Genomic DNA, 22,120 nt, shown 5'->3' with positions numbered 1-22,120 from the left:
TCAAAAAAATATAGCTTCTATAGTTGCTTAATAATTACATGTTTTTCAGGTATCCAACTATTCTGTCCGATATCTACCGCATTTCCCACTCTACCCCACACTCGAAAAGATGTCGATCCATCTATGTTTCCTTTATAATTCATACATTCAGGCTCTTCATAATAATTTACTCCGTAACCGACAGGATATTTTGAAGTTGCATAAAACCATTTCACATTAAAATGTTTTAAATATACCCACTGCTTATCGTTCCCTAAACAAATCATATCTTGCTCACCGCCTCCCCAATAACCTGCTAAGATTAAATATGGAATTTTTTGAGTGAGTGTACCTGTAAATTGAGGATTCATGGGGTTTTCATATAAATTTATTCCATATCCATCAGGATATTTCGAAACTGCAATACCAATGCCATTCGGTTGCTGTGTATACACTATGTTAGATTGATTTGCTTTGTTCGAATTTATAAACCAAGAAAGTGACTTATTTCCTACTAATCGATTCAGATCACATTTCCCAATCCCAGGAACATTCCCTGAATCCGTATATTGCCACATATCGCATGGATATGCTGGCTTATTCCCTCCATAACGAGGGATCCATACGAAATCAGCTTCAATATTACGTGCTCCAAATGATAGATACGTGTGATGCCCTACATATAATCCTACTTTTTCCGCACCTAAACGGCGTAATTCATCAATAAATGCCTGTGTCCCGCCTTGCATATCTACCATCGTTTGAACTTCTACGTCCGCTACCCAAAACTTAGCAGATTGATCACCACGATTCCAAAAATCTTGTGCCTCTTTCTTTGCATCAGCAATAGATATAAAACGACAAAAAGCATAATTACCGAATGGGATACTATGCTTTTTCATTTCACTAACATAATTTTGATACATAAAATCCACCGTATTAGAGCCATCTTGAACTCTAGCAATCACTAAATCTAGCTGAGATGCTGCAATATCCCAATTGATAGTTCCATTCCATTTTGAAATATCTACAATATACCCCATACATTCCAGCTCCTTTTGAATGTCCTATTCATAGCTAGTTTTATTGTAAGCCTCCTCTCTCTAAAACTAGCTATCTATAATATAAGTAAAAAGAATCTTTACTGTTTTTCAAAATATATTCTCTTTCAGAAATATTTCTATTAGCTTTAACATGTATGTCACAAAAAATATTCTCATATTCGAAATATACCTTACTATTTGTTATGTAGTCTCATCCTATCAATTTAGGTATTGAACATTTTTATAGATATTAGAAAAAATCCTCTTATATTATTAACTTAAAACTTCCAGTATCAATTCCCTTTCAGTTAATAAAAATCACTACTCATTTTCTATATATTATTAAGTCAAATGTTGAATTTTTTAATTCATTAAAATTTGTGATCCAAGGTGGCGAAAGCTGAACTTGTACATTTTCTTCCAATATTTTATACTACCTCCTTATACCATTCTTACTAACATAATATGTAACAAACTAAAAAATGCATTAGTTATATTAATTAAACATTTTATTTCACATTCTCAATTTCCCCTTTACATCTTTAAGCACTTTTACTACTATGAAATTCTTTATTATAAGCAAATCCACTGAAATTTCATATTATACTAATACGACTCTATATCCTTTAAATTATAATACTCAATATTAGGAGCTGATTTCATGGAAAAAAAACCTATCGTGTTTAAAATTCCACCAAATTCAAAACTAAAAGTTACATTTTTCGGTCCTTGTAACGAAGTAATTACAAATGTGTCTATAATTAATCAACTATGCACCCCTAAATGTCAAACTATCACGCAATATCCAGACTTTAAGAAATATGTAACTGAAGTACGATCGTTATCCCGTTGTTAGTCCGCATAATGCACGATTTTCACAACTTTGTTACCTAAAAATAACTGAGAAAGAAAATAACTGCATTCCTAGACTAAAATTACTCATTTTATGATATTCCATTGATAATTCATTGATTTTTTACACGTTTTTATTAAAAGAACATATATTATCGTATGGAGATTATCCACTCATAAAACCTATCTTTCTTTGGAGCGTACTTATTATGTATGCTCTTTTTTTATGTAACCGTCCCCCTTCTAAATTGGCCAACAATATATTAAAATTCTTTATATACTCAAGGAGGTCAAATATGTTCAAGCTGCATCCGATACTACTCATCTTAGGATTGATTTTGTTTTTATATAGTGTAATCGCCTTTACGCTATTCTTTTCAGTGTATTAGCATTCCCTACACAAATCTATGTTCAATATATAATTTCTATATAGTAAAGAAAAAACGTAATGATACGATCTTTTATGTATTCCGTCTTTCTTGTTCTATAAGAAAACTAGTAAACTTACTAACAATGAGTTTTCACAAGCATGTTACTTATTATTCTGTTTATTATCTGAAGAAGGTTGAAGCCCCTACAAATTAAACTACGCTTTACCTATTTACTTATATATTTTAGAAAAACAATAATAATCCCCCACCATTTGGTAAGGGGATTAACTAAACCTACTAAAAAGCATTTAATAGTCTGTTTTATTTAATTGGAGAAGGAAATCTTGCTGCTTCAAAATGTGCCCCATCTTCTAAAGGACTTAAAACCCCATCTATACTACTTTGTGCATAAATCTCAACTTCATCCCCTGCATTCAATTGAACAATCGTCGAAACACTTACGACATTTCCAAAACTTATTGGACCAAAAAAGTCATTATCTATAGCTATCGCTGCGTTTCCATTCACACGAATTTCTACACGCGCTCTATAATTTAAAGTTGGATCGTTTGGAAAGAAACCAATCGTTCCAATAATAGAATATACACCTTTAGTCTTCGGCGTAAAAATAGATGTTGCTGGATTATACTCATTCGCTAAATCAAATTGTTCATTTTGAAATAACACTTTCACAAAAGTATTAGCAGGAACATTTTGATTCACAGTATTTCTAGCTCTAAATGCCGATGCTCTAACAAGATTGTCCTTATTATCATGACACTTACTAGTGTTCTTACAACAATCATGATGCTTCTTTTTATACTCCTTACAATACTTACAGTAGTAATAACAAGACATACTAATTCCCCTTTCAAACTTATTACTACATATTATGTAAGATTGATTTATAAGGTTTGGACTAGCTATTTTTCTTATTCATAAGGGCGCTATTAATCTACACCCTTATTTATATAAACCACTTCATTCCTTACTAGTTATAAGTTGTATATAGTTCCATATGGAATAGTAAGAAAAGAACTTCCGTACGGTGTAACATGATGTACTGGATAAAAATACTCTACGGATGAGTAATATGGTTGTACTCCTTGCTGCTGCATTTGCATTTGTTGTTGCATTTGCAATGCTTGTTGAATAGCTTGGACTGTACTTTGTGCTCCACTATACGTTATAGACGTACCATACGCTGGTCGTATGCCAGCTTCAGAATTAAAATATGAATAAAACATGATCTTCAACTCACTTCCGTATAATTTATTACAAATTATATTATGATTCTTTATTTCAGTAGGTACTATAAGCTAGTCCGCTCGCTTATATTCAAATGACAAAATAAAACAGTAGCTGCTAGACTACTTTGAATTCTTCTTATTACCAAATGAAATGATATACATATTCTCCGGTTACACGCTCATCGATTCCAGCAACCCTAACGAACCTAAGTAAATCCGCCCCTTGAAGAAAATATATCGACATCGTAACCGGTACTTGTGACCACATGAATTGAAAAAGCTCATTCACCCTCTGATTCGTCGTAATGATTAGATCATTTACAGGTCCATGATTCCATGCAGAGGTTTGAACTGAAGTGAAAGAAAGGTCTTTCCCATTAACCACTATTCTTGCCACGCTTTGAGTTATGTCCACAATACTCCCCTCCAACATTACAAAAATTGGACCTTTTTTAGTTCATATTATTATAAATATTCTTGACTGTAATAAATGTTTAAGGCAAATCCCTAATAAAGTGAAACTTTAATCAGTGGGGGTCTTACTGCCCGTTAATGCGGGATACAATTTTTTTATTCATATCCCTCAATTCCCATTACAACCATATAATTTCTAACCTAATTCAATTTTTGTAAAAGTTAAACCAGCAAATGTAAATTCCATAAAAGTATTAGAAAAATTAAACTTTACTTTTGAAGGTACTCTGAGAAAAAGCGAAAAATCAGCTGGAAAGCTTATCGATTTAAATATTTATTCGAAATTAATAAGCAATTAATTTTAGTCACTCTGCCCATACTCAATCAAAGTTTGGGCTTCTTTAATTTCTGTATAAAATTCAAAAGTTTGACACAATCCTGGAAAAAGCTTATAAAGAAAAGTGAGGTTCCGTTATTTTCACACTTAGTAGCGCAGTCATGTTACATACAATTTTATAAGTGTGAACGAACTACAAAACTAAAAAACAAATAATAAGTTTGCAACATGTTTGCAAATACGAATTTTGCATATAAATTCGTGTGATATTGAAAGGAGTTTTACTTATGAAAGAAATTAAAACAGAACAAGAATTCAAAGACATCATCGCAAGCGAGGAGCCAGTAGTTGTTAAGTTCTTTACTACATGGTGCCCAGATTGCGTACGTATGGACAACTTTATCGGAGATGTAATGGAAGAGTTCAATAAATTTGAATGGTATTCTATTAATAAAGATGAGTTTCCAAGTATCGCTGAAGAGTATCAAGTAATGGGTATTCCAAGTTTACTTGTATACCAAAACGGTGAGAAGCTAGGCCACTTACATAGTGCTAATGCAAAAACTGAAGAGCAAGTTACTGAGTTTTTAGAAGCATACTAAGTTGAAAGCCCTCTGGAAAATATTTTTCAGAGGGCTTTCATCTGTTTTCATAATTATCTTTTGACGTTTTTCATCGTTTAATGAATTACACCTTGTCATGATAAGAATAATACGTAGTAAGAAAAGTACTCGTTTCCTCATCCATCTACCCTCCTATCTCTTTAGTAAATAAACTCTAATTAGGTTCACACCCTAACTTTGTACTTTTCAACATATTTTTCCTTCACGAAACTTTGTTATCCCCTTCTTAAAAAGCTATAAAACGTCAACAATGTTTGTATAGACCCACACGACTTTCGTTTGATACTCTATTTATAGAAAGAAATTCCTTTAAAGAAAGGTGAGTGATTAAAATGGATACTCTTTCTCATAAAGAAGCTGATAAAGGTGCTATTGTCAGCATTATGGCCTACATATTTTTATCCTCTATGAAAATCATCATCAGTTATATTACCCTCTCTAGCGCATTACGTGCTGACGGTTTAAATAACTTAACGGATATCGGTGCTTCTTTAGCGATATTAATTGGTCTAAAAATATCTCGTAAACCTCGTGACCCAGATCATCCGTATGGGCATTCGCGGGCCGAACAAATCGCATCACTTGTTGCGTCCTTCATTATGGCAACAGTCGGATTAGAAGTTGTTATTAGTGCCATTCAATCTTTCTTAAATCCGAAACAAGCAGCGCCTAATATACTCGCTGCATGGGTTGCTTTATTTTCTGCTGTCGTTATGTACTGCGTGTATTTGTATACGAAAAAAATTGCAGCACGAACAAAAAGTAAATCATTAGAAGCCGCTGCAAAGGATAATTTATCAGATGCACTCGTAAGTATTGGTACCGTAGTAGGTATTGTCGGTTCTCAGTTCCAAATGCCTATTTTAGACCCTATTGCCGCTTTAATTGTCGGTCTTATTATTTGTAAAACTGCATGGGAGATTTTCGTAGAATCTTCTCATATGCTTACAGATGGAATTGATCCTGATAAAATGGAAGAATACGCTGATGCTATTGAGCATATTGGCGGTGTGGAAAACATTGTAGATATTAGAGCACGTATGTATGGGAATCAAACGTACGTTGATATTACAATTGAAGTAGATGCTCGCATGGATGTTGGAGAAAGTCACTGTATTACCGACAACATCGAAGCTATGCTTCGCAAAAAGTTTGGAATTTACCATGCACACATTCATGTTGAGCCAATGAAAAAAGAACCTATTATGACATAGGTTCTTTTTTTATGAACGTTTTATGGAATATAACACATAAAACGAGCCAGCTACCACCAGCTGCCCATCCTGCTAATATGTCAGATGGATAGTGCACGCCAAGATATATTCGGCTAACTGAAATAGATAATACAACAAAGCTTGCTATAAGAATAATTAACAATTTTTTATGCAACGAAATACGCTCTTCAGTAATTGTGACGTATGCAATAAATCCTAAAAAAGCAGTAGCATTCATCGTATGACCGCTCGGAAAACTATATCCAGTTGCAGTAACAAGCTGCGTGACATCAGGTCTTGCTCGTTCGTACCATAGTTTAAGCATACTGTTTAAATAACGAGATCCGTAGTAATTAATTGTTAGAAGTAACGCACTAAGCAACTTTTTTCTAACGAGAAAATACATTACAAGAATAATGAGTAATGGAAAATATATTCTTTTGGAACCGATAAAAGACACCCAAGTAAAATAGGTCGTCAAATAATCGTTTCGAAAGCTTTGAATAAAATGTGCGACTATATTGTCAAAGTTCTCAATACAAGCGGTATGATACGAAAGTGATAATACGACAAAACAAATGAGTAACGTAAAACTTAGCAAGTATAAATGTCGATATCGTTTCACATACATAACCTCACTATGCAAAAAAATGGAGCGGTTGTTTTAGTTTTCCTCTCCATTTCTTTTTTATGCATAGTTTATTAAAAAATATAATTATTAATTTTTTGCTTCATCTCAGGGATATCTTCTCTTGTTACAGTGAAGCGAATAACCTTCTCATCAAGATCAAGTGCCTCAGCGAATAAACCAGCTAATCCACGTGATTTTCTATCTACTTCCATAATTATTTCTAATCGGTCGTATGCACGTGGCAAAATTAATAATTCTAATTCATCTAATCTGCCGTAGTACTCTCCAGAAACCGGAATAAACTCAAATTCTTGTGCGAATGGAACTTGTTTACGTAATCGGTGCGGTAATTCTTCACATTCTATATGACGTGCTTTAAACCCTAATTCATTTACACTATCTAAAACACTACTTAATAATGCATTAGGTAACACTTGAACGTAGTCGCGGTCACTTGGGTCTATACTACGTTTAATATCAAGACCTGTATGAATCCATACCGTTTTCATACCAAGTGTAAGTGGTGCTTCAATTGGCATTGGAAAAGAAAATGGAATGTCAACTGTTTCATTTGGTTCTACAGAAAAAGGTTCGGTTAAGCGTACTCGCTCTAAATCATATGTTGCTGTTACTTTTTTATCATCCACTTCTCGTACATACGACGTCGATAATGTTAAGTAAATGCTTTCAATTTGTTGGCTAACTGAACCTCCAGTTATATGAACCTTTCCAACTATTTCTTCCCCAACAATATACTCATCTTTTTCAAGAACAGTATCTACCTTTGCACTTCCAATACCAACGCTTGCTAAAAACTTTTGAAACATGGAGTCTCCATCCTTTCTAAAGCAGAAGCTACATCTTGTTTTAAATCTTGTACATTCTCATAGTACGGCGTTTTTATTTGTAACATTCGCATAAGCATTTCGCGATTATAATTTTCCAAAGTTAATTCTTCGTACCATGGTTTTTCCTGTTTTTCATTAGATTCATATCCTGCATATAATAAAAATAATGAGAAATGACCGAGCGCATAAAAGTCGCTACGAAATTGAACTTCTCGCATCAAAGCTTGTTCACCTTCGTAAGTTGTAGCTCGCTCATCATCCTCACCTTTCCATTTAGCTAATCCAAAATCAATAATACTAATTTGATTTTCTTTCATTAATATGTTTGGAATGCGTAAATCTCGGTGAATAATTCCTTCACTATGAAACACCGATACAATTTCTAATATTTCATATAAAATCTCAAAAACTTCACGTTCTGTATATACATACCCATCTATGAAAATATAATCTTCAAAATTTTTACCAGACATGTACTCCATCACAAAGAAGCTCTTTTTCTCCCATATGAAATGATCATATAGACTAGGAATTGCATGATGATTTAATGTTTGTAAAATCATTTTCTCTTGTTCAAATGATTTTCTACCAGACTCATATCTTTGTTTACTTTGTCTTAATTGTTTTAAGACTTTATATCTATTTATTTGCAAATCATTAACGACATATGTAACCCCATAACTGCCCATTCCAATTACTGATTCAATTTTATAATGCTCTGCAACAATTGTATTTTTTCGCAGTGGTCTATCAAATAATGCTAGTACACGACGCCATTTCATCAGCTACTTGAAAAGAAGCTACGGCTTTTACGTTTTCTTTTATAATATTGATGTCCATAACCAGATGAACGTCGTTTATAATCGCTACTTGAATACGAGCGCCCTCTACGACGATAATCACTACTTGAATACGAACGATATTTTTTCTTTCCTAATAAAGAATCAATAATTTTTTTGAACATTCCTTCACCTCTTGAGTAAAATTTCCTTTTCATTATATCAATAATTATTGACTATACTTGTGACAGGTTTGTAAAGAGTAAAAAACGACGAGTTATGCCCGTCGTTACTTTCATTCATCCTCTTCATCAAAAACTTCATCAATCATGCATTTCTCTAATAAATACTCAAATGTAATATCTGCGAGATCTTCAATTTCTTCTCGTTTTGGGACGTACCCTCTTTCAATTAGTTGCTCATAAAAAAACTCCGCAATCTCTTCCGTATCAATCACGACTTCAATTTCCTTCATGAGCATCACTCCTTTATTTCTGTTTTATGAAAAAATCTCAAAATTATGTATATGAGATTAGAAAAATAGATTTTATTTTTTTATAGGTCATAAGCTTTGGACGAGATGCATACGATTGTAGTACAAGCTATTCAAAGGGGGAAATAATAATGGAAAATCAATATGAAGTAGGACAAACAAAAGAAGAGTTCATGCATGAGGATCAATGGGCAGACTCTCTTATAAAGTGGCTTTTTATTTTTTTAATAGTTGTAGGCATACCTTATACTGCATATGTTGTTGTTCAATTTATTCTCTCTTTCTAGTTAACTATTTTTTCTCTGTCAATTTAACTAAATAATTATGAACAACATCCATTACAATTTTATATTCTTCATCTTTAAATGTATCGAACAATAATTGATAATCGTTATAAATGTCAAGTAATCCATCAATGATTTCTTGACGATTCGTCTTAACACTCACTTTTTTCGAGTTGTTAATTGACTTTAACTTTCCTAAATCTAATTTATTCATACCTGCTTTATCTTGTTTCATTTTCTTCAAAATTGCATTTGCCGTTTGAGCATTGGCGAGTAACGTTAAATCTGATTCATCCGCTTCTAACCATTCACCATCCGTAATCCGTGACAATTCATAAATTGTATCTTCCCATGCGTCATTCTTATATCTCCATACTTCTGTACGAAAACCAACAATACGGAAAACATCTTTATCATATCCAGTTACTTGCACAAGATCACCAAACGTGAAATTATAATTTAATTCAATCCACTCCGTATCGCCCTTTTTCATATCTTGCTCTGTAACGTGCTGCAAAGTTTGCTCTACGTAAAATCCATCGTGATTATTGACTTCGTATACATAAACTCCATCTAAAACCTTCATATTTGTGATTTTCCCAACGGTTCCATATAGCGTAATCACGACTATGTCCCCTACGTTGTATTTAGGTTGTTTTTTTCTTGCCATCTCTATCTCTCCTTTTTTTGACGTCGTGATTTTGATATCAGTATATGCAACCTACATAAAAACGCTTATCACAGAAGCTTATATTCATAAATTTTTTCAATAAAAAATATAATCTTATAAAATTTAAATTACACTCAAACAAAAGCTAGTAACTAGACTAGCTTCAAATCAACAAATTTCATAATAAAAAAACATACAGAATACTTCACTTTAAATAAAGTAATGTATTCTGTATGTTTTCAAATAGTTTTTATCTATCTTGTATGTATAAATCCCAGGCTTCATCAAATATAGACATACTTTCTAGCATTCCGCTCAACTCTAAGTATGAACTAATTTCATCATAGTCTTCAGATTGCTTCGGAAAACTTAAATCATCATACATCGCCTCTGCTAAATCTGAAATTTCATTTCTAAATAAAGCTGCACGATGCTTCATCATATAATGGTAAAATGTCTTTTTCAAAAATATTCCCTACCTTTCTAACTTGGGTACATTATACAAGGCAAAAAAGAAAAAAACCAGCATAAAAGCTGGTTAAAAGTCGAAATAATTTCTTTTTAATAGACGCGGTCTTCCCATTAATTCTTCATATGTTAGTTGTTTTGGTAAATCTTTCGTGTAAATTAAGAATAATTGATCTTCAATTTCTTTTACTGTATGGTCTGATTGATAGTCCATCCCGCACGAGGAACAAGAAATACATGGTGTCTCTTGGATTTCAATGGCTTTCGTACCATCTGGTAATTCCCAATATACAGTATTCAAGCTTTCTTTCGCTTCTGTACTGTCACACCACATACAATTCATACTGCATCACCCTCAGTTTTTTTGTCGTTTTCTTCTAACTTAGCCATTTGTGCTTGATATTTTTTATCTTTTAATTGATCGCGCTTATCACGTTTATCTTTTAAAGATGCATGAGTATCATTATCTTCGTAGTCTTTACGACGGTTCATACGCTGTAAGTCGTCTGGAACGAGGTTAAATTTCTTATCGCTCATAAGACCTGCGATACCAACATCTGAACGTTTTTCTTCGTAGTTCGGATAAATCTCTTTAAAGTATCCTTCCGCTCTTCCTGGAATATAGCTCTCTGGCTCTGGATACGTCGTAATAACACCTTCAAAGTTACGAAGTACAACTTTATCTGCACTTTGTGAGATTAAATAGTTTGGTTGAAGTGCAATTTTACCGCCTCCGCCTGGCGCATCAACAACGAATGTCGGAACAGCATAACCAGATGTGTGTCCACGTAAACCTTCAATAATTTCAAGACCTTTAGATACTGGTGCACGGAAGTGACCGATACCTTCAGATAAGTCACATTGATAAATGTAGTATGGACGTACACGGATTTTTACTAAGTCATGCATAAGTTTTTTCATAATTGGAACGCTGTCGTTAATACCAGCTAAAATTACTGCTTGGTTTCCGACTGGAACACCAGCATTCGCTAACATTTCACATGCCTTTTTCGATTCTTCAGTAATTTCAATAGATGTATTGAAATGTGTATTTAACCATACTGGATGGTATTTTTTAATAATGTTACATAAGTTTTCTGTAATACGTTGTGGGAATACTACTGGTGCTCTCGTTCCGATACGAATAATCTCAACATGCGGAATCTCTCGTAAATTTTTTAATACATATTCTAAAATTTTATCGTTAATTAGAAGTCCGTCACCACCGGAGATTAATACATCTCGTACTTGTGGCGTTTCACGAATATAAGCAATTGCATCATCTAATTGTTTCTTTGGTACACCCATTCCAATTTGTCCACTAAAACGACGACGTGTACAGTAACGACAATACATAGAACATTGATTTGTTACTAAGAATAGTACACGGTCCGGATAACGATGTGTTAGCCCTGGAACTGGTGAATCTTCGTCTTCGTGAAGTGGGTCTTCTAAATCATATTTTGTTTTATATAACTCTTCCGAAATCGGTACTGATTGCATCCGAATCGGACAGCGTGGATCATCAGGATTCATTAGCCAAGCATAGTACGGTGTAATGTTTAACGGGATCGTTTTCGTTGAAATTTTAACGCCCTCTTCTTCTTCAGGTGTTAAGTTAATCACTTTTCTTAAGTCATCTAACGTTTTGATCGTATTCGTTAATTGCCAAACCCAATCATTCCATTGCTCTTCAGTAACATCTTTCCATAATTCGATATCCTTCCAGTGACGATTTGGTTTGTATACATCATGTAACATTGCTATTCCCCCTTTTTATACGCTCATCCTTTATATAAGCAATAGTTATGCCAACTTTACATTGTTGATAAGTAAATGTGCGGAGAACCCTATTACATAAGCGAAAAAATATTTTTAAGCGTTGTATGAAATCAATACTTAACATCATATTCATTACTTTTTATATATGTAAACGCTCTTTTATTGGTGCAAACACACAAAAACCGCCGATTATTCGGCGGTTTTGTCGTACTTGCTCAGTTTATATTGAAGCGTTTGACGAGGGATACCCAACATTTTTGCGGCTTGTAATATATTCCCTTCCGTTTCAATCAACGCTTGATCTATTAATTCTTTTTCTGTTTGATGAAGTGCTTCTCTAAGTGGCATTATACCCTTCTTCTTCGAAAACTTCTCTTTCCGGAATGTACGTGGTAAACAATTGGCTGTCAATGTATTCCCTTCTGCAATAATAACAGCATGTTCAATCGTATGTTTTAACTCCCGGACATTTCCAGGCCACTGATAAGCTTGCAGTCTATCTTTCGCTTCCTCATCAATTTGAAGTACACCTTTTTTATAACTTTTATTATATTCTTTCAAAAAATAAGATGCTAATAATAGTACATCCTCAGTTCTTTCACGAAGCGGTGGGATATATAATGAAAATACGTTTAAGCGATAATATAAATCAGTGCGAATTTTATTCTCTCGTAAACATATTTCTGGAGGCTGGTTCATTGCGGTAATAACACGAACATCTACTTTTCTCGTCTTATTATCACCAATTCTTCTAATGACTCCATCTTCTAACACTCGTAACATTTTTGCCTGCAAATCAAGTGGCATTGAATTCAGTTCATCTAAAAATAATGTACCACCATCAACAAGTTCAAATAGCCCAGCTCTTTCAATCGCTCCCGTATAGCTTCCTTTTGTCGTTCCAAACAATAAACTTTCTAATAGCGACTCTGGTAAAGCTGCACAGTTTTGTGCAATAAATGGCTTGTTTTTTCTTTTAGAAGCTTCATGAATTGCTTGTACGAACAGTTCTTTTCCTGTTCCTGTTTCACCATATATTAAAACATTCGCGTCTGTTGGTGCTACTTTTTGTGCTAACTCTTTCGTCTGTTTAAACCGCGTATCATTTGTCACTATCGTCTCAAATGCAGCGTGCTTTTTAATCACTTTTTTTCTAGATGATCGCTTTATTTTCGACTGTAAGTCAACAATTGTGTCAGTAAGTTTTTGAATTGTAGAGTAATCCTTTGCAATTTCAACAGCCCCAGCAATATTCCCATCTATAAAAATAGGTAACGTCGTATTTACTGTACAAACATCTTCACCATTTAAATTTTGATAATGTTGTACCTGATGTACGATAGGTTTTTTTGTATCTAGTACTTTCATCAATGTACTCGTTTCCCTTGATAAAGACGGGAACGCTTCTAAGAGATGTTTCCCTAACACTTTTTCAATCTTGGATCCATCGTGTTTTGCAGCTACAGAATTATAAAATATTGTAATTCCATTTTCATCTACAGCGTGTATAGCCTCATCAATACTGCCCAAAATCGCTTCAATGACTTCTTGTGTCGAAACTGCTAGCAATGTCATCCCCCCTCTTGCCGAAAATCCGGCAATTACATGCCGAATTTTCGGCACACCTATGTGCGATTGTAAGCATGACGATTCCGTTCTATAATTTTGACCAATTTTATATTTTAATTAGATAACTCGAAACTCTAATTAGTACAGCTTTTCGAACACCCAGCTCCACCTAACTGTTTTGCTTTACAACCAAATTTTGAGACGGAAGTTTTACTGCTTTCGAATAACTAGATAGATCTTTCACCCATATATTCATATCTTCCAACTTATCGAAAATGTAGCAATTATTCGCCAGTCTTCCTGTATACGTATAGCCTAATTGATGAAAGGCAGCATTCATTCCGAAAGAAAGCGATCGAGCAATTGTATAGGAGCAGAAAATAGATCTTTCTCGAAGCTCTTCCTCTAATTTAATTAGTAAACTTTTCATAAATCCATGTTTACGATATTCAGGTAAAGTAGCACAATTCGTTAATTCTGCATTCCCTTCCTTTATGTTCATTTCTGCAGATGCTGTACTAATAATTTTCCCCTCAAATTCATACACGTAGTAAATTGTATCGTCTTCTTTCATCGTCTGTAATACATAACTCGCTTCATTTAAAGGTGTCGGATACACTTCAAATACTTTTCCGAAGACAATTGCTAATTCTTCTGCATCTTCTTCAGTCGCTTTTCTCAGCAAAAATTTCTCTGGAACTACTTTTTCTTTTATTTCTTTTCCTTTTACACCGCTTAATATAGTATCTTCCTCAGTCCAATGCATACTATTTCGTCTTTCATCATTATTATATTTCACAAAAAAGTATGCATCGTGTCCTTGAAAATAATGAGGTATCGTTGCTTCCAACAAAAAACCGAAAGAGAGCCATGTTGAAACATGCTCTCCCTTTCCTTTAATAATACATTTAGTGAAAGAATGTTTCTCTGCTAGTTCGTCAATTGTCTGTATAATACTTTCAACATTTCCTGTATAGTGATCTACCCGGATACGTTTATTAAAATAATCTAAAACGCCTTCTACTGTATAACAATTCGTCTGTTCTCTAAAAGATTCATAGTATTTCATTTTTTCACCTCACACCAATCTAGTAATGTACATGCAATAATTTTTGCGGCAGCTATCATTTTATCAACTTCTATATATTCGTTTGGATAGTGTGCTACTTTCGTCTCTCCTGGACCAAATACTATTGTTGGTACGTTTGCAATTTGTGTAAATAAACCTCCATCAGTCCCCCACGGAGATGCTTCAATAATTGGTTCGTTCCCTTCGATTTCAACAAAGTTATGATGAAGTGTTGTAATGAGTTCATGATTTTCTTCTAATTCACCAGGAACCCATCTCGCTCCAAACCATTCTACTTCTACCGGATTTTCAACAAACCAATTGTCCACATCATTTAATTCAACAATCCAATTCTCAAACTCTTCTTTTGCCGCCTCTATAGTCTCATTCGGCGCAACACCGCATCTTCCTTCTAAAATTAATTCATCGGGAACAGAACTTGGCCAACTCCCTCCTTCAATTTTGCCAATGTTAATTGGAATTGGAATTGGAATTCCTTTAAATAACGGATCTGTAATTCGACTATTTCTTTTCTCCTCTAGCTTTCTTACATGTTCTATAACAAACATGCTTTTTTCAATTGCACTAACCCCTTCATAGCGCGTTCCACCGTGTGCAGCTTTCCCTTTTACACGTAGACGAAACCACATGGAACCTTGTTGTTTCGGGAAAAACTTCATATTAGTAGGCTCTGGAATAATGACACCATCTGCTTTATATCCTCGTAATATAGTTGCTAATGTCCCTGCTCCACCACTTTCCTCTTCTATTACACTTTGAAAATAGATGTCTCCTTTTAATTCAATACTAGATTCAATGATCGCTTCCATCGCAAGCATAAGTGCGACATTTCCGCCCTTCATATCCGTCGTTCCACGGCCATATATACGATTCCCTATTTTCTCACCGCTATAAGGGTGATGTTCCCACTGATTCACATCCCCTTCTGGAACTACATCAATATGCCCATTTAATATCATAGATTTCCCGTCGCCACTTCCTTTTAAAGTTGCTACAATATTTGGGCTATCTGAAAAACTTGTACGGGGTGATACAAAATAAGGATGATCTTTCATTTTAGAAAAGGAGGGCTCCCATATATCGAGATCTAAACCTAATTCACGTAATTTTTCAATCACAATTGCCTGCGCACCGCTTTCATCACCAGATACGCTCTTTTCTTGAATTAATCGTTTTAAAAATTTCACACTTTCCTCTTCATGGCTCTCAATATAATCACAAACTTGCTTTTTTAATTGCTCCATATATTACATCTCCCTTCATTCAATTACTAGTAAGTTAGAACTAATTTGAAAATCAGCTTCTGTATGTCGTTTTACATCTTCTACTGTGTATGGGCTCATTAATTCTTGTAATATAAGTCCACTCGGAGTTACCTCCATGACTGCCATATCAGTAATAATTAAATCTACACATTTCTTTGAAGTTAATGGCAATGTACACTCTGAAACAATTTTTGCATTTCCGTACTTATCAACATGATTCATCACAACAACGACCCGCTTCGCTTTTTGTGCTAAATCCATTGCTCCACCAATACCTGGAACACGTTTTCCAGGTACAATCCAGTTTGCTAAATCGCCATTTTCACTTACTTGTAATGAACCAAGAATCGTTATGTCTAGCAAACCTTTTCGAATCATCCCAAACGCTGTGCAGCTATCGAAATAACTCGCTCCTGTTATAAGAGAAGTTGGTAAACCTGCTGCATTACACAAATTTTCGTCTTCATTCCCTTTACTTGGCGTTGGTCCCATGCCCACGATTCCATTTTCCGCATGAAACATAACATTTATATCGTCAGGCAAATGATTTGGTACAAGCGATGGTATGCCAATACCTAAATTTACAATCATACCATTTTGTATTTCTTTCGCCGCACGCCTAGCAATCTTATCCCTCACTTCTACGCCCATACCCATTTCCAGTTCACTCCTTCCGACGGTACAATATAATTTACGAAAACACCTGGAACGACAATTTCCTCTGGATCTAAACTTCCAAGCGGGACTATTTCTTCCGCTTCTACAATTGTTATATCCCCAGCCATCGCTACGTGAGGATTCATATTTCGTGCACTTTTGTCAAATACAAGGTTACCAAACGGATCTGCCTTTTTTGCATATACAATTGAAACTTCAGCAGTTAATGCTGTTTCAACTAAGTAGGTCTTACCATTCATTTCAACTGTTCGTTTTCCCTCTTCCACAATCGTATCAACACCAACATCAACTAAAACACCACCAAGACCAACGCCACCAGCGCGAATGCGCTCTGCTAATGTTCCCTGCGGAGAAAACTCAATTTGTAATCTTCCCTCGTTTAGTTGCCTTCCTGCATTTGGATTGGAGCCAATGTGAGAAGTAATTAGTGATTTAACTCTTTCATTTGTAACAAGACGACCGATACCTACATCAGGAAATCCAGTGTCATTTCCAATCAAATTTAAATTTGTAACGCCTTTTTCTAAAATTGCCTGTATTAAAGATGGAGGGGATCCAATCCCTCCAAATCCCCCAAACATTAATGTCATATCATCATGGAACAAAGAAATTACTTCCTCAATTTCTTTTAATTTACCGAATGTATTTGTAATAGTTGTCATGCGATACTATGCCCTCCTTTTTGCATCATCTCTTCCACACTTTTAGAGAAAATTGAAAGTAATTCATCTAACTCGGAATATGTAGTTGTCATTGGCGGTGCTACAAGCAGTGCACTATCTTCTTTTCCTGCTTGCCCTGAAACTGCTTGATATAAAAGCAGGCCGTTTTTAGCTGCAACTGAAATAAGCTCTGACGCTTTTGTAAACGGTTGCAATTCTACTCCGATTAGCAACCCTTTTCCGCGCACATCAGCAATGATTGTCGATTGTTGCTGAATTTTCTGTAAGCCTTTTATTAAATACTCTCCCTTTTCTGCTGTTTTTTCAGGAAGATTATGTTTCTCCATATATTCAATAACAGCTAAAGCCGTTGCTGCAGACAATGGATTTGCACTTAACGTATGACCGCTCATTACTGAACGTGATCCACGTAATATTGGTTCCATAACACGATCACTTACAACTGTCGCTGCCATCGGTGTATATCCCGCTCCTAACCCTTTACCAAGTGTCATAATATCCGGCTCTACGCCCCAATGCTCCATCGCAAACCATGCTCCAGTACGACCAAGCCCAGTCATTACTTCATCCGCAATAAATAAAATATCGTAATGGTCGCAAATCTCTTTAATGACTTTATAATAGTCTTTCGGCGGAACAACCGCGCCTCCAGCTGCTCCGATAATCGGCTCAGCAATAAAAGCAGCAATATGCTCTGCACCAATTCTTTCAATTGATCTTTCTAGTTCAGTCGCACATGCCAGCTGACAAGTTGGATATACCTTTTGAACAGGACATCTGAAACAATATGGAGCTGGTATAGTCGGATAATCTTCCAAAATAGATACGAAACGTTGTCTACGTAGTGGATGCCCAGACATCGATAAAGCACCCATCGTAATACCATGATAACTCATCCATCTTGATAAAATTTTATGTTTCCCTTGAATACCTCGCTCTTGAAAATGCTGAATTGCAATTTTCATAGCTGTTTCATTCGCTTCCGTACCACTATTTACAAAAAAACTCCAGTTCAAATCTCCTACACTTAAATCACTTAACTTCTTCGCTAATTTTTCAGCTGGTTCACTCGTAAACTGTGATCTATAAACGAAAGCAATCTCCTCAGCTTGCTTTTTAATAACGTCTGCAATCTCCTTTACGCCATGCCCAATACCTGCCGTAATTGCTCCTGACGAACCATCAAAATATTTATTGCCATTTTGATCATACAAATAAACACCTTTTCCATGTGAAATCATTGGATACGGCTGACCAACAAGTGGTTTAATTAAGTAATCGCGCATAGCGCTCCCCCATTTCTCCAATTTGTATATATATATGAAGAAAATTGACGTTTCTTTCATAAAAAAGAATCCTCTGCAAAAGCAGTGAATTTATCAAAAAACTATTATAAAATATACAAATGAGTGCTTAAAAATTTTTATAAAACAGAAAATTCAGAACTAAAAACGAAGACCAACCCTTTTCTATACGCCCAAATAACCCTCCTTTTTATATGAAATGACTACATCACCAAATGTTTTTATAGCATAATGCCAGCTGTCCTTAAATGCCGACATTCTGTACACTTCGACGGAACTCCCGTTAAACTCCTTCCTATTATCCTACTTTAAATTGCATATTTTAAAACAAATTTCGACACCCACCTTACTAATCAATTCAGATTCCTATTCATTATGTAAACTTTTCAGTTTTAAACTATAAAAAAAGAACCGATTAACCACACTAATCAGTTCGTCATGACGCTCTCTTATGGGTTAATACTGTCAATTGCTAAAATAAATAGAAAAATGAAGTTTACAAATTCATCCTACAGCCTATAACACAAAACCTTTTCATAACTTCATTCACAATTACTATCGGGATATCCCTATCCCGAAGTGGCACTCCTTTCCTCAGATTCAAAGTATCTTTCCTTTATAATTTATGTAGGACAATTATCACTTTGTATGTGTATTTGCCTATAATTAAAAAAATCCCTAGTTTTCTAGCGATTTTTGGACATGTATTCAATATGTTAATTGAAATGCACTTTCAATTTGGCATTTATTTTACTTTCGTACAGTCATATGTACTGCTTTACTCTGCGAAATTCTCGTAAGCACCAGCACCTCTTTATGAAAACATATTTGTTGTCAATTTTTAATTTTCCCTTTATAAAATCATTTTTTTTGCATAACCGCTTTCTTGCTTCGCATATAGTTTTAATGATGACAAAGGAGGAATGTTCATGTCTCAATCTGAAATCGAAAAATATGGACAAGAAGTTACGCAATACGAACAGCTCGCACGTTACTATCAGTTTCGTAATCCTAAAAAATATATAGAATTATATATGAAATATTACGATGCACTATCAAAACTTGTACAGGCGTATGAAACAAGAGACTCACAAGAAGCTGCTTTACCGTCACATATAAGAATTTTTCATGCCGATCCAAATATACCAGCAGTTGACATTTTAGTAAACGGACAAAAAGTTATTAAAAATATTTCATTTAAGCAATTCAGCCCTTATTTATCATTAGTGCAAGGTAAATACCGTATAGACATTGTTCCTGTCGGAAATGAAACTCCAATCTTTTCAGCGTTGGTACCAATAATGGGAAATCATACTTATACTCTTGCTGCAATAAATAGTGATAATCACCTACAATTACAGCCTATACTTGATAATACACATTTACCAGCTGGTCAAGCCAAAATACGGTTTGCACATTTCTCTCCAGATACCCCTGTTGTAAACGTAGATTTAAAAGATGGGGATCATTTATTTGAAAATGTACTCTTTAAACAAATAACAGATTTTTTGCAAGTTAGCCCTGGTACAGCAGATATTGAAATTTCACTCGCAGATAATAAAAACGTTTTATTGACTATACCGAAATTCAATGTTGAACCAAATGTTATTTATACAATTTCAATAGTAGGTTATTCAACTAAAGATCCTAAATTAGAAGCCGTTATACTCACAAATTAAAACAGTCTACACCATTCATTTGGTGTAGACTGTTTATTTTTGAAATGCAATTTGAAATTCTGTCCAATCGTTATCTGATCGACACATAATGGATCCATTATGTTTTTCCACAATTTGTTTACATACAAATAATCCAATACCAGTTCCTAACTTTTTAGTAGTTACAAATGGTTCAAAAATCGTTTCTACATTTTCAGCTGGAATCATTGGTCCATTATTTTTTATCACAATTCGAATAGCTTGATCTTCTTCAAATACATCAATGATAATTTTTCGTTCTTCTTTCATTGATTCAAGAGCATCAATTGAATTCATTAATATGTTTAAAAATACTTGTCTCACTTCACTCCGATAACCAACAAGCGGAATTGGATACGGTAAATTCTTTTCAATCAAAACATTCGCATTGACCAAACTCGGATATAAGAATTGTATAATGTCTTGAAACAAGTCATTAAGCCAAAACCGTTCCGATTCATTCCACATTTCTTTTTTTGATACGAGTAAAAATTGCGAAATACGAAAATTTAATTGATCTAATTCATGCGAAATAATATCTAAATACGATAAACTCGGATGATCTGCCTTTAATAATTTGACAAACCCCATAATGGAAGTAAGCGGATTACGAAATTCATGTACAAAACTAGCTGACATTTGTCCTAAAATCGTCAGTCTTTCTTTATGTGTTTCGTTAATATATTGCTGTTTTTCCTCTAAATTCTTCGATATAATTTCCGAGTATTTTAAAACGGTATAATAAATTAATTTGTCAAAACAAGTATGTATTTTTGCCATAATTGGTTTCAATTCACGAGCGCTAACATCTAATTCACACATCGCTTCGAAAAGTTCATTTCTTCCCACGTTTGCGTTATAAACAAAATCTCCAATATTCGCATCTGCTCCAGCACGTTCAATAGCAATTTTCTCACATAACGGTTGAAGATAATTTATATCTTTATCTTCCATAGTAAGTTCGATAATTAACTCTAGTAAATCCTCTCCATTTTGAACTACTTCTAGTTTAAATGGATCTTTTTCGGAAATTATCATTTTGTTTTTCCAGTTCTCTACGAATTGGTGCCTATTGTTTTTCAAGTGTGAACAAAATATTTCTTTAATATCCTTATCGATTGGAAAAACCTCCATTCCCTCCATTTCCATACGACGAATACCCTTTATATTTTGAATATTAACACAAAAAATACGATTCGTTAATAGATTTTTGTCACATTTTGTTAATTTCTGTTGATAAAATTATTTTTTCTTTCTTATTTAACTAATTGTATGCAAATCCCCTTTTTCCTTCACATATTTTCATTATTTCCGTAGTCAAAACGACTTTTTTTGCATCATTTTTAATTCTTGCGTACAATAGAAAATGAAAGGTGTGAAAAATATGGTAAATAAAAATGTGGAAGATTATCTCCAAGAAGGCATTTACGGCCAAAAGCAAAACAAACCAGAAGAACGTAATATGTATTTAACTACATTACGTGAGCGTGTGGAAATCGCTTTAACGATCGGTCAAGTAATGCAAAGTAATGTATACTCTGAAGTGGCGGGTAGCATGCGCCCTTCTCAATCATTACAACTCCTCCTAAATGGTGGCATTGCTTACCCACATTTATCAAAATACATTAAATTAGCAAACGAAAAAAATGTTCCTTTTACAATTGTTCAAAATAAAGATACAAAAACACCAATCGGTTTAGTATTAACTCATGCTACTGCTGTAGATAAAGAACAAATTTATGTAGAAGATACTATTTTCAAACAAGAAATGAAGTAAAAGTTACACTTAATTAAAT

Annotated in this window: 26 protein-coding genes and 1 pseudogene; 7 read left to right on the top strand and 20 right to left on the bottom strand. The window is 34.3% G+C overall.

All coding sequences use genetic code 11. The features are described from left to right. Positions 1-17: 17 nt before the first annotated feature. Positions 18-1,022 carry a glycoside hydrolase family 25 protein gene (locus HFD78_RS14905; RefSeq protein WP_000540659.1) on the bottom strand — a complete coding sequence of 335 codons (1,005 nt, stop codon included), beginning with the start codon at positions 1,020-1,022 and terminating at the stop codon, positions 18-20. A 661-nt stretch (positions 1,023-1,683) separates the two neighbouring features. Between HFD78_RS14905 and HFD78_RS14900 the strand changes: the two genes are divergently transcribed. Beyond that, positions 1,684-1,878 (top strand): hypothetical protein, encoded by a 195-nt coding sequence (locus HFD78_RS14900; RefSeq protein WP_000412557.1) that lies wholly within the window; start codon positions 1,684-1,686, stop codon positions 1,876-1,878. Positions 1,879-2,566: 688 nt separating this feature from the next. On the opposite strand, the gene HFD78_RS14895 is transcribed toward HFD78_RS14900, so the two are convergent. The 3 genes from HFD78_RS14895 to HFD78_RS14885 form a co-directional block, all read right to left on the bottom strand. Then, positions 2,567-3,103: a C1q-like domain-containing protein gene (locus tag HFD78_RS14895; protein WP_002100961.1), complete on the bottom strand. Its 537-nt coding sequence runs from the start codon at positions 3,101-3,103 to the stop codon at positions 2,567-2,569. Positions 3,104-3,240: 137 nt separating this feature from the next. Next, entirely contained in the window at positions 3,241-3,492 is a 252-nt protein-coding gene (locus HFD78_RS14890; protein ID WP_000500091.1) for a DUF3947 family protein, read from the bottom strand. A 142-nt stretch (positions 3,493-3,634) separates the two neighbouring features. Then, entirely contained in the window at positions 3,635-3,910 is a 276-nt protein-coding gene (locus HFD78_RS14885; protein ID WP_000355689.1) for a hypothetical protein, read from the bottom strand. A gap of 202 nt (positions 3,911-4,112) precedes the next feature. Here HFD78_RS14885 and HFD78_RS14880 point away from each other — a divergent pair. From HFD78_RS14880 to HFD78_RS14870, 3 genes and pseudogenes are all read left to right on the top strand, one after another. Next, positions 4,113-4,268: pseudogene (locus HFD78_RS14880) on the top strand (GNAT family N-acetyltransferase); the annotation flags it as partial. 265 nt (positions 4,269-4,533) lie between these two features. Next, the gene (locus tag HFD78_RS14875; protein WP_000658787.1) at positions 4,534-4,848 is read left to right on the top strand and encodes a thioredoxin family protein; all 315 of its coding nucleotides are present in this window, start codon (positions 4,534-4,536) and stop codon (positions 4,846-4,848) included. A 353-nt stretch (positions 4,849-5,201) separates the two neighbouring features. Beyond that, a complete protein-coding gene (locus tag HFD78_RS14870; RefSeq protein WP_000380380.1) occupies positions 5,202-6,083 on the top strand; it encodes a cation diffusion facilitator family transporter in 882 nt (293 codons plus the stop codon). Here the strand turns inward: HFD78_RS14870 and HFD78_RS14865 are convergent. The 5 genes from HFD78_RS14865 to HFD78_RS14845 all read right to left on the bottom strand — a co-directional run bounded on the left by HFD78_RS14865 (position 6,073) and on the right by HFD78_RS14845 (position 8,816). Further along, a complete protein-coding gene (locus HFD78_RS14865) occupies positions 6,073-6,708 on the bottom strand; it encodes a phosphatase PAP2 family protein (protein WP_000833370.1) in 636 nt (211 codons plus the stop codon). The two genes, HFD78_RS14870 and HFD78_RS14865, sit on opposite strands and share 11 nt — an antisense overlap. A gap of 77 nt (positions 6,709-6,785) precedes the next feature. Next, positions 6,786-7,541 (bottom strand): sporulation protein, encoded by a 756-nt coding sequence (locus HFD78_RS14860; protein WP_000486631.1) that lies wholly within the window; start codon positions 7,539-7,541, stop codon positions 6,786-6,788. Continuing rightward, positions 7,523-8,344: a serine/threonine protein kinase gene (locus tag HFD78_RS14855; RefSeq protein ID WP_000872051.1), complete on the bottom strand. Its 822-nt coding sequence runs from the start codon at positions 8,342-8,344 to the stop codon at positions 7,523-7,525. The genes HFD78_RS14860 and HFD78_RS14855 overlap by 19 nt, the downstream gene beginning before the upstream one ends. After that, a complete protein-coding gene (locus HFD78_RS14850; protein ID WP_000473372.1) occupies positions 8,344-8,526 on the bottom strand; it encodes a hypothetical protein in 183 nt (60 codons plus the stop codon). Before HFD78_RS14850 ends, HFD78_RS14855 begins: the two co-directional genes overlap by 1 nt. A 110-nt stretch (positions 8,527-8,636) precedes the next feature. Continuing rightward, positions 8,637-8,816: a YozD family protein gene (locus HFD78_RS14845; protein WP_000658451.1), complete on the bottom strand. Its 180-nt coding sequence runs from the start codon at positions 8,814-8,816 to the stop codon at positions 8,637-8,639. 149 nt (positions 8,817-8,965) lie between these two features. Between HFD78_RS14845 and HFD78_RS14840 the strand changes: the two genes are divergently transcribed. Further along, positions 8,966-9,121 carry a DUF3930 family protein gene (locus HFD78_RS14840; RefSeq protein ID WP_000431486.1) on the top strand — a complete coding sequence of 52 codons (156 nt, stop codon included), beginning with the start codon at positions 8,966-8,968 and terminating at the stop codon, positions 9,119-9,121. A 4-nt stretch (positions 9,122-9,125) separates the two neighbouring features. On the opposite strand, the gene HFD78_RS14835 is transcribed toward HFD78_RS14840, so the two are convergent. From HFD78_RS14835 to HFD78_RS14790, 10 genes are all read right to left on the bottom strand, one after another. After that, positions 9,126-9,788 (bottom strand): hypothetical protein, encoded by a 663-nt coding sequence (locus HFD78_RS14835; protein WP_000101499.1) that lies wholly within the window; start codon positions 9,786-9,788, stop codon positions 9,126-9,128. A 250-nt stretch (positions 9,789-10,038) separates the two neighbouring features. Then, complete coding sequence (locus HFD78_RS14830; protein ID WP_000750717.1) at positions 10,039-10,254, bottom strand: YozE family protein; 216 nt, start codon at positions 10,252-10,254, stop codon at positions 10,039-10,041. A 72-nt stretch (positions 10,255-10,326) separates the two neighbouring features. Then, on the bottom strand, positions 10,327-10,599 hold the full coding sequence (locus HFD78_RS14825; RefSeq protein ID WP_000995763.1) for a YokU family protein: 273 nt from the start codon (positions 10,597-10,599) through the stop codon (positions 10,327-10,329). Next, positions 10,596-12,017 (bottom strand): lysine 2,3-aminomutase, encoded by a 1,422-nt coding sequence (gene kamA, locus HFD78_RS14820; RefSeq protein WP_000902142.1) that lies wholly within the window; start codon positions 12,015-12,017, stop codon positions 10,596-10,598. The genes HFD78_RS14825 and kamA overlap by 4 nt, the downstream gene beginning before the upstream one ends. Positions 12,018-12,227: 210 nt before the next feature. After that, positions 12,228-13,613 (bottom strand): arginine utilization transcriptional regulator RocR, encoded by a 1,386-nt coding sequence (gene rocR, locus HFD78_RS14815; RefSeq protein ID WP_011110073.1) that lies wholly within the window; start codon positions 13,611-13,613, stop codon positions 12,228-12,230. 163 nt (positions 13,614-13,776) lie between these two features. After that, positions 13,777-14,676 (bottom strand): putative beta-lysine N-acetyltransferase, encoded by a 900-nt coding sequence (ablB, locus tag HFD78_RS14810; RefSeq protein WP_000878597.1) that lies wholly within the window; start codon positions 14,674-14,676, stop codon positions 13,777-13,779. Next, a complete protein-coding gene (locus HFD78_RS14805) occupies positions 14,673-15,941 on the bottom strand; it encodes a peptidase (RefSeq protein WP_000436691.1) in 1,269 nt (422 codons plus the stop codon). Before HFD78_RS14805 ends, ablB begins: the two co-directional genes overlap by 4 nt. Before the next feature lie 15 nt (positions 15,942-15,956). Further along, on the bottom strand, positions 15,957-16,619 hold the full coding sequence (locus HFD78_RS14800; protein WP_000525278.1) for a CoA transferase subunit B: 663 nt from the start codon (positions 16,617-16,619) through the stop codon (positions 15,957-15,959). Next, on the bottom strand, positions 16,604-17,302 hold the full coding sequence (gene atoD, locus HFD78_RS14795) for an acetate CoA-transferase subunit alpha (RefSeq protein WP_000208107.1): 699 nt from the start codon (positions 17,300-17,302) through the stop codon (positions 16,604-16,606). Before atoD ends, HFD78_RS14800 begins: the two co-directional genes overlap by 16 nt. Continuing rightward, a complete protein-coding gene (locus HFD78_RS14790; protein WP_001205880.1) occupies positions 17,299-18,609 on the bottom strand; it encodes an aspartate aminotransferase family protein in 1,311 nt (436 codons plus the stop codon). The genes atoD and HFD78_RS14790 overlap by 4 nt, the downstream gene beginning before the upstream one ends. Before the next feature lie 947 nt (positions 18,610-19,556). On the opposite strand from HFD78_RS14790, the gene HFD78_RS14785 reads away from it, so the two are divergent. Next, positions 19,557-20,306, top strand: a complete 750-nt coding sequence (locus tag HFD78_RS14785; RefSeq protein WP_000083284.1) for a DUF4397 domain-containing protein — start codon at positions 19,557-19,559, stop codon at positions 20,304-20,306. 33 nt (positions 20,307-20,339) lie between these two features. Here the strand turns inward: HFD78_RS14785 and HFD78_RS14780 are convergent, their stop codons facing one another. Continuing rightward, entirely contained in the window at positions 20,340-21,473 is a 1,134-nt protein-coding gene (locus HFD78_RS14780; RefSeq protein ID WP_000425086.1) for a BA2291 family sporulation histidine kinase, read from the bottom strand. A 235-nt stretch (positions 21,474-21,708) separates the two neighbouring features. On the opposite strand from HFD78_RS14780, the gene HFD78_RS14775 reads away from it, so the two are divergent. Beyond that, on the top strand, positions 21,709-22,101 hold the full coding sequence (locus HFD78_RS14775) for a YueI family protein (RefSeq protein WP_000247557.1): 393 nt from the start codon (positions 21,709-21,711) through the stop codon (positions 22,099-22,101). The last annotated feature ends 19 nt before the right edge of the window (positions 22,102-22,120 follow it).

This window comes from Bacillus sp. EKM501B (assembly GCF_011800505.1).
GTDB classification, from domain to species: Bacteria; Bacillota; Bacilli; order Bacillales; family Bacillaceae_G; genus Bacillus_A; species Bacillus_A cereus.
The sequence above is the reverse complement of the archived record's forward strand: the minus strand, read 5'-3'. Positions and strand labels throughout refer to the sequence as shown.

Excerpts from the sequence above, each read along its gene's own strand:
- HFD78_RS14905 (WP_000540659.1), bottom strand. The coding sequence starts at position 1,022 with ATGGGGTATATTGTAGATATTTCAAAATGGAATGGAACTATCAATTGG.
- HFD78_RS14900 (WP_000412557.1), top strand. The coding sequence starts at position 1,684 with ATGGAAAAAAAACCTATCGTGTTTAAAATTCCACCAAATTCAAAACTA.
- HFD78_RS14895 (WP_002100961.1), bottom strand. The coding sequence starts at position 3,103 with ATGTCTTGTTATTACTACTGTAAGTATTGTAAGGAGTATAAAAAGAAG.
- HFD78_RS14890 (WP_000500091.1), bottom strand. The coding sequence starts at position 3,492 with ATGTTTTATTCATATTTTAATTCTGAAGCTGGCATACGACCAGCGTAT.
- HFD78_RS14875 (WP_000658787.1), top strand. The coding sequence starts at position 4,534 with ATGAAAGAAATTAAAACAGAACAAGAATTCAAAGACATCATCGCAAGC.
- HFD78_RS14870 (WP_000380380.1), top strand. The coding sequence starts at position 5,202 with ATGGATACTCTTTCTCATAAAGAAGCTGATAAAGGTGCTATTGTCAGC.
- HFD78_RS14860 (WP_000486631.1), bottom strand. The coding sequence starts at position 7,541 with ATGTTTCAAAAGTTTTTAGCAAGCGTTGGTATTGGAAGTGCAAAGGTA.
- HFD78_RS14855 (WP_000872051.1), bottom strand. The coding sequence starts at position 8,344 with ATGAAATGGCGTCGTGTACTAGCATTATTTGATAGACCACTGCGAAAA.
- HFD78_RS14850 (WP_000473372.1), bottom strand. The coding sequence starts at position 8,526 with ATGTTCAAAAAAATTATTGATTCTTTATTAGGAAAGAAAAAATATCGT.
- HFD78_RS14845 (WP_000658451.1), bottom strand. The coding sequence starts at position 8,816 with ATGAAGGAAATTGAAGTCGTGATTGATACGGAAGAGATTGCGGAGTTT.
- HFD78_RS14840 (WP_000431486.1), top strand. The coding sequence starts at position 8,966 with ATGGAAAATCAATATGAAGTAGGACAAACAAAAGAAGAGTTCATGCAT.
- HFD78_RS14835 (WP_000101499.1), bottom strand. The coding sequence starts at position 9,788 with ATGGCAAGAAAAAAACAACCTAAATACAACGTAGGGGACATAGTCGTG.
- HFD78_RS14825 (WP_000995763.1), bottom strand. The coding sequence starts at position 10,599 with ATGAATTGTATGTGGTGTGACAGTACAGAAGCGAAAGAAAGCTTGAAT.
- kamA (WP_000902142.1), bottom strand. The coding sequence starts at position 12,017 with ATGTTACATGATGTATACAAACCAAATCGTCACTGGAAGGATATCGAA.
- rocR (WP_011110073.1), bottom strand. The coding sequence starts at position 13,613 with ATGACATTGCTAGCAGTTTCGACACAAGAAGTCATTGAAGCGATTTTG.
- ablB (WP_000878597.1), bottom strand. The coding sequence starts at position 14,676 with ATGAAATACTATGAATCTTTTAGAGAACAGACGAATTGTTATACAGTA.
- HFD78_RS14805 (WP_000436691.1), bottom strand. The coding sequence starts at position 15,941 with ATGGAGCAATTAAAAAAGCAAGTTTGTGATTATATTGAGAGCCATGAA.
- HFD78_RS14800 (WP_000525278.1), bottom strand. The coding sequence starts at position 16,619 with ATGGGTATGGGCGTAGAAGTGAGGGATAAGATTGCTAGGCGTGCGGCG.
- atoD (WP_000208107.1), bottom strand. The coding sequence starts at position 17,302 with ATGACAACTATTACAAATACATTCGGTAAATTAAAAGAAATTGAGGAA.
- HFD78_RS14790 (WP_001205880.1), bottom strand. The coding sequence starts at position 18,609 with ATGCGCGATTACTTAATTAAACCACTTGTTGGTCAGCCGTATCCAATG.
- HFD78_RS14785 (WP_000083284.1), top strand. The coding sequence starts at position 19,557 with ATGTCTCAATCTGAAATCGAAAAATATGGACAAGAAGTTACGCAATAC.
- HFD78_RS14780 (WP_000425086.1), bottom strand. The coding sequence starts at position 21,473 with ATGGAAATGGAGGGAATGGAGGTTTTTCCAATCGATAAGGATATTAAA.
- HFD78_RS14775 (WP_000247557.1), top strand. The coding sequence starts at position 21,709 with ATGGTAAATAAAAATGTGGAAGATTATCTCCAAGAAGGCATTTACGGC.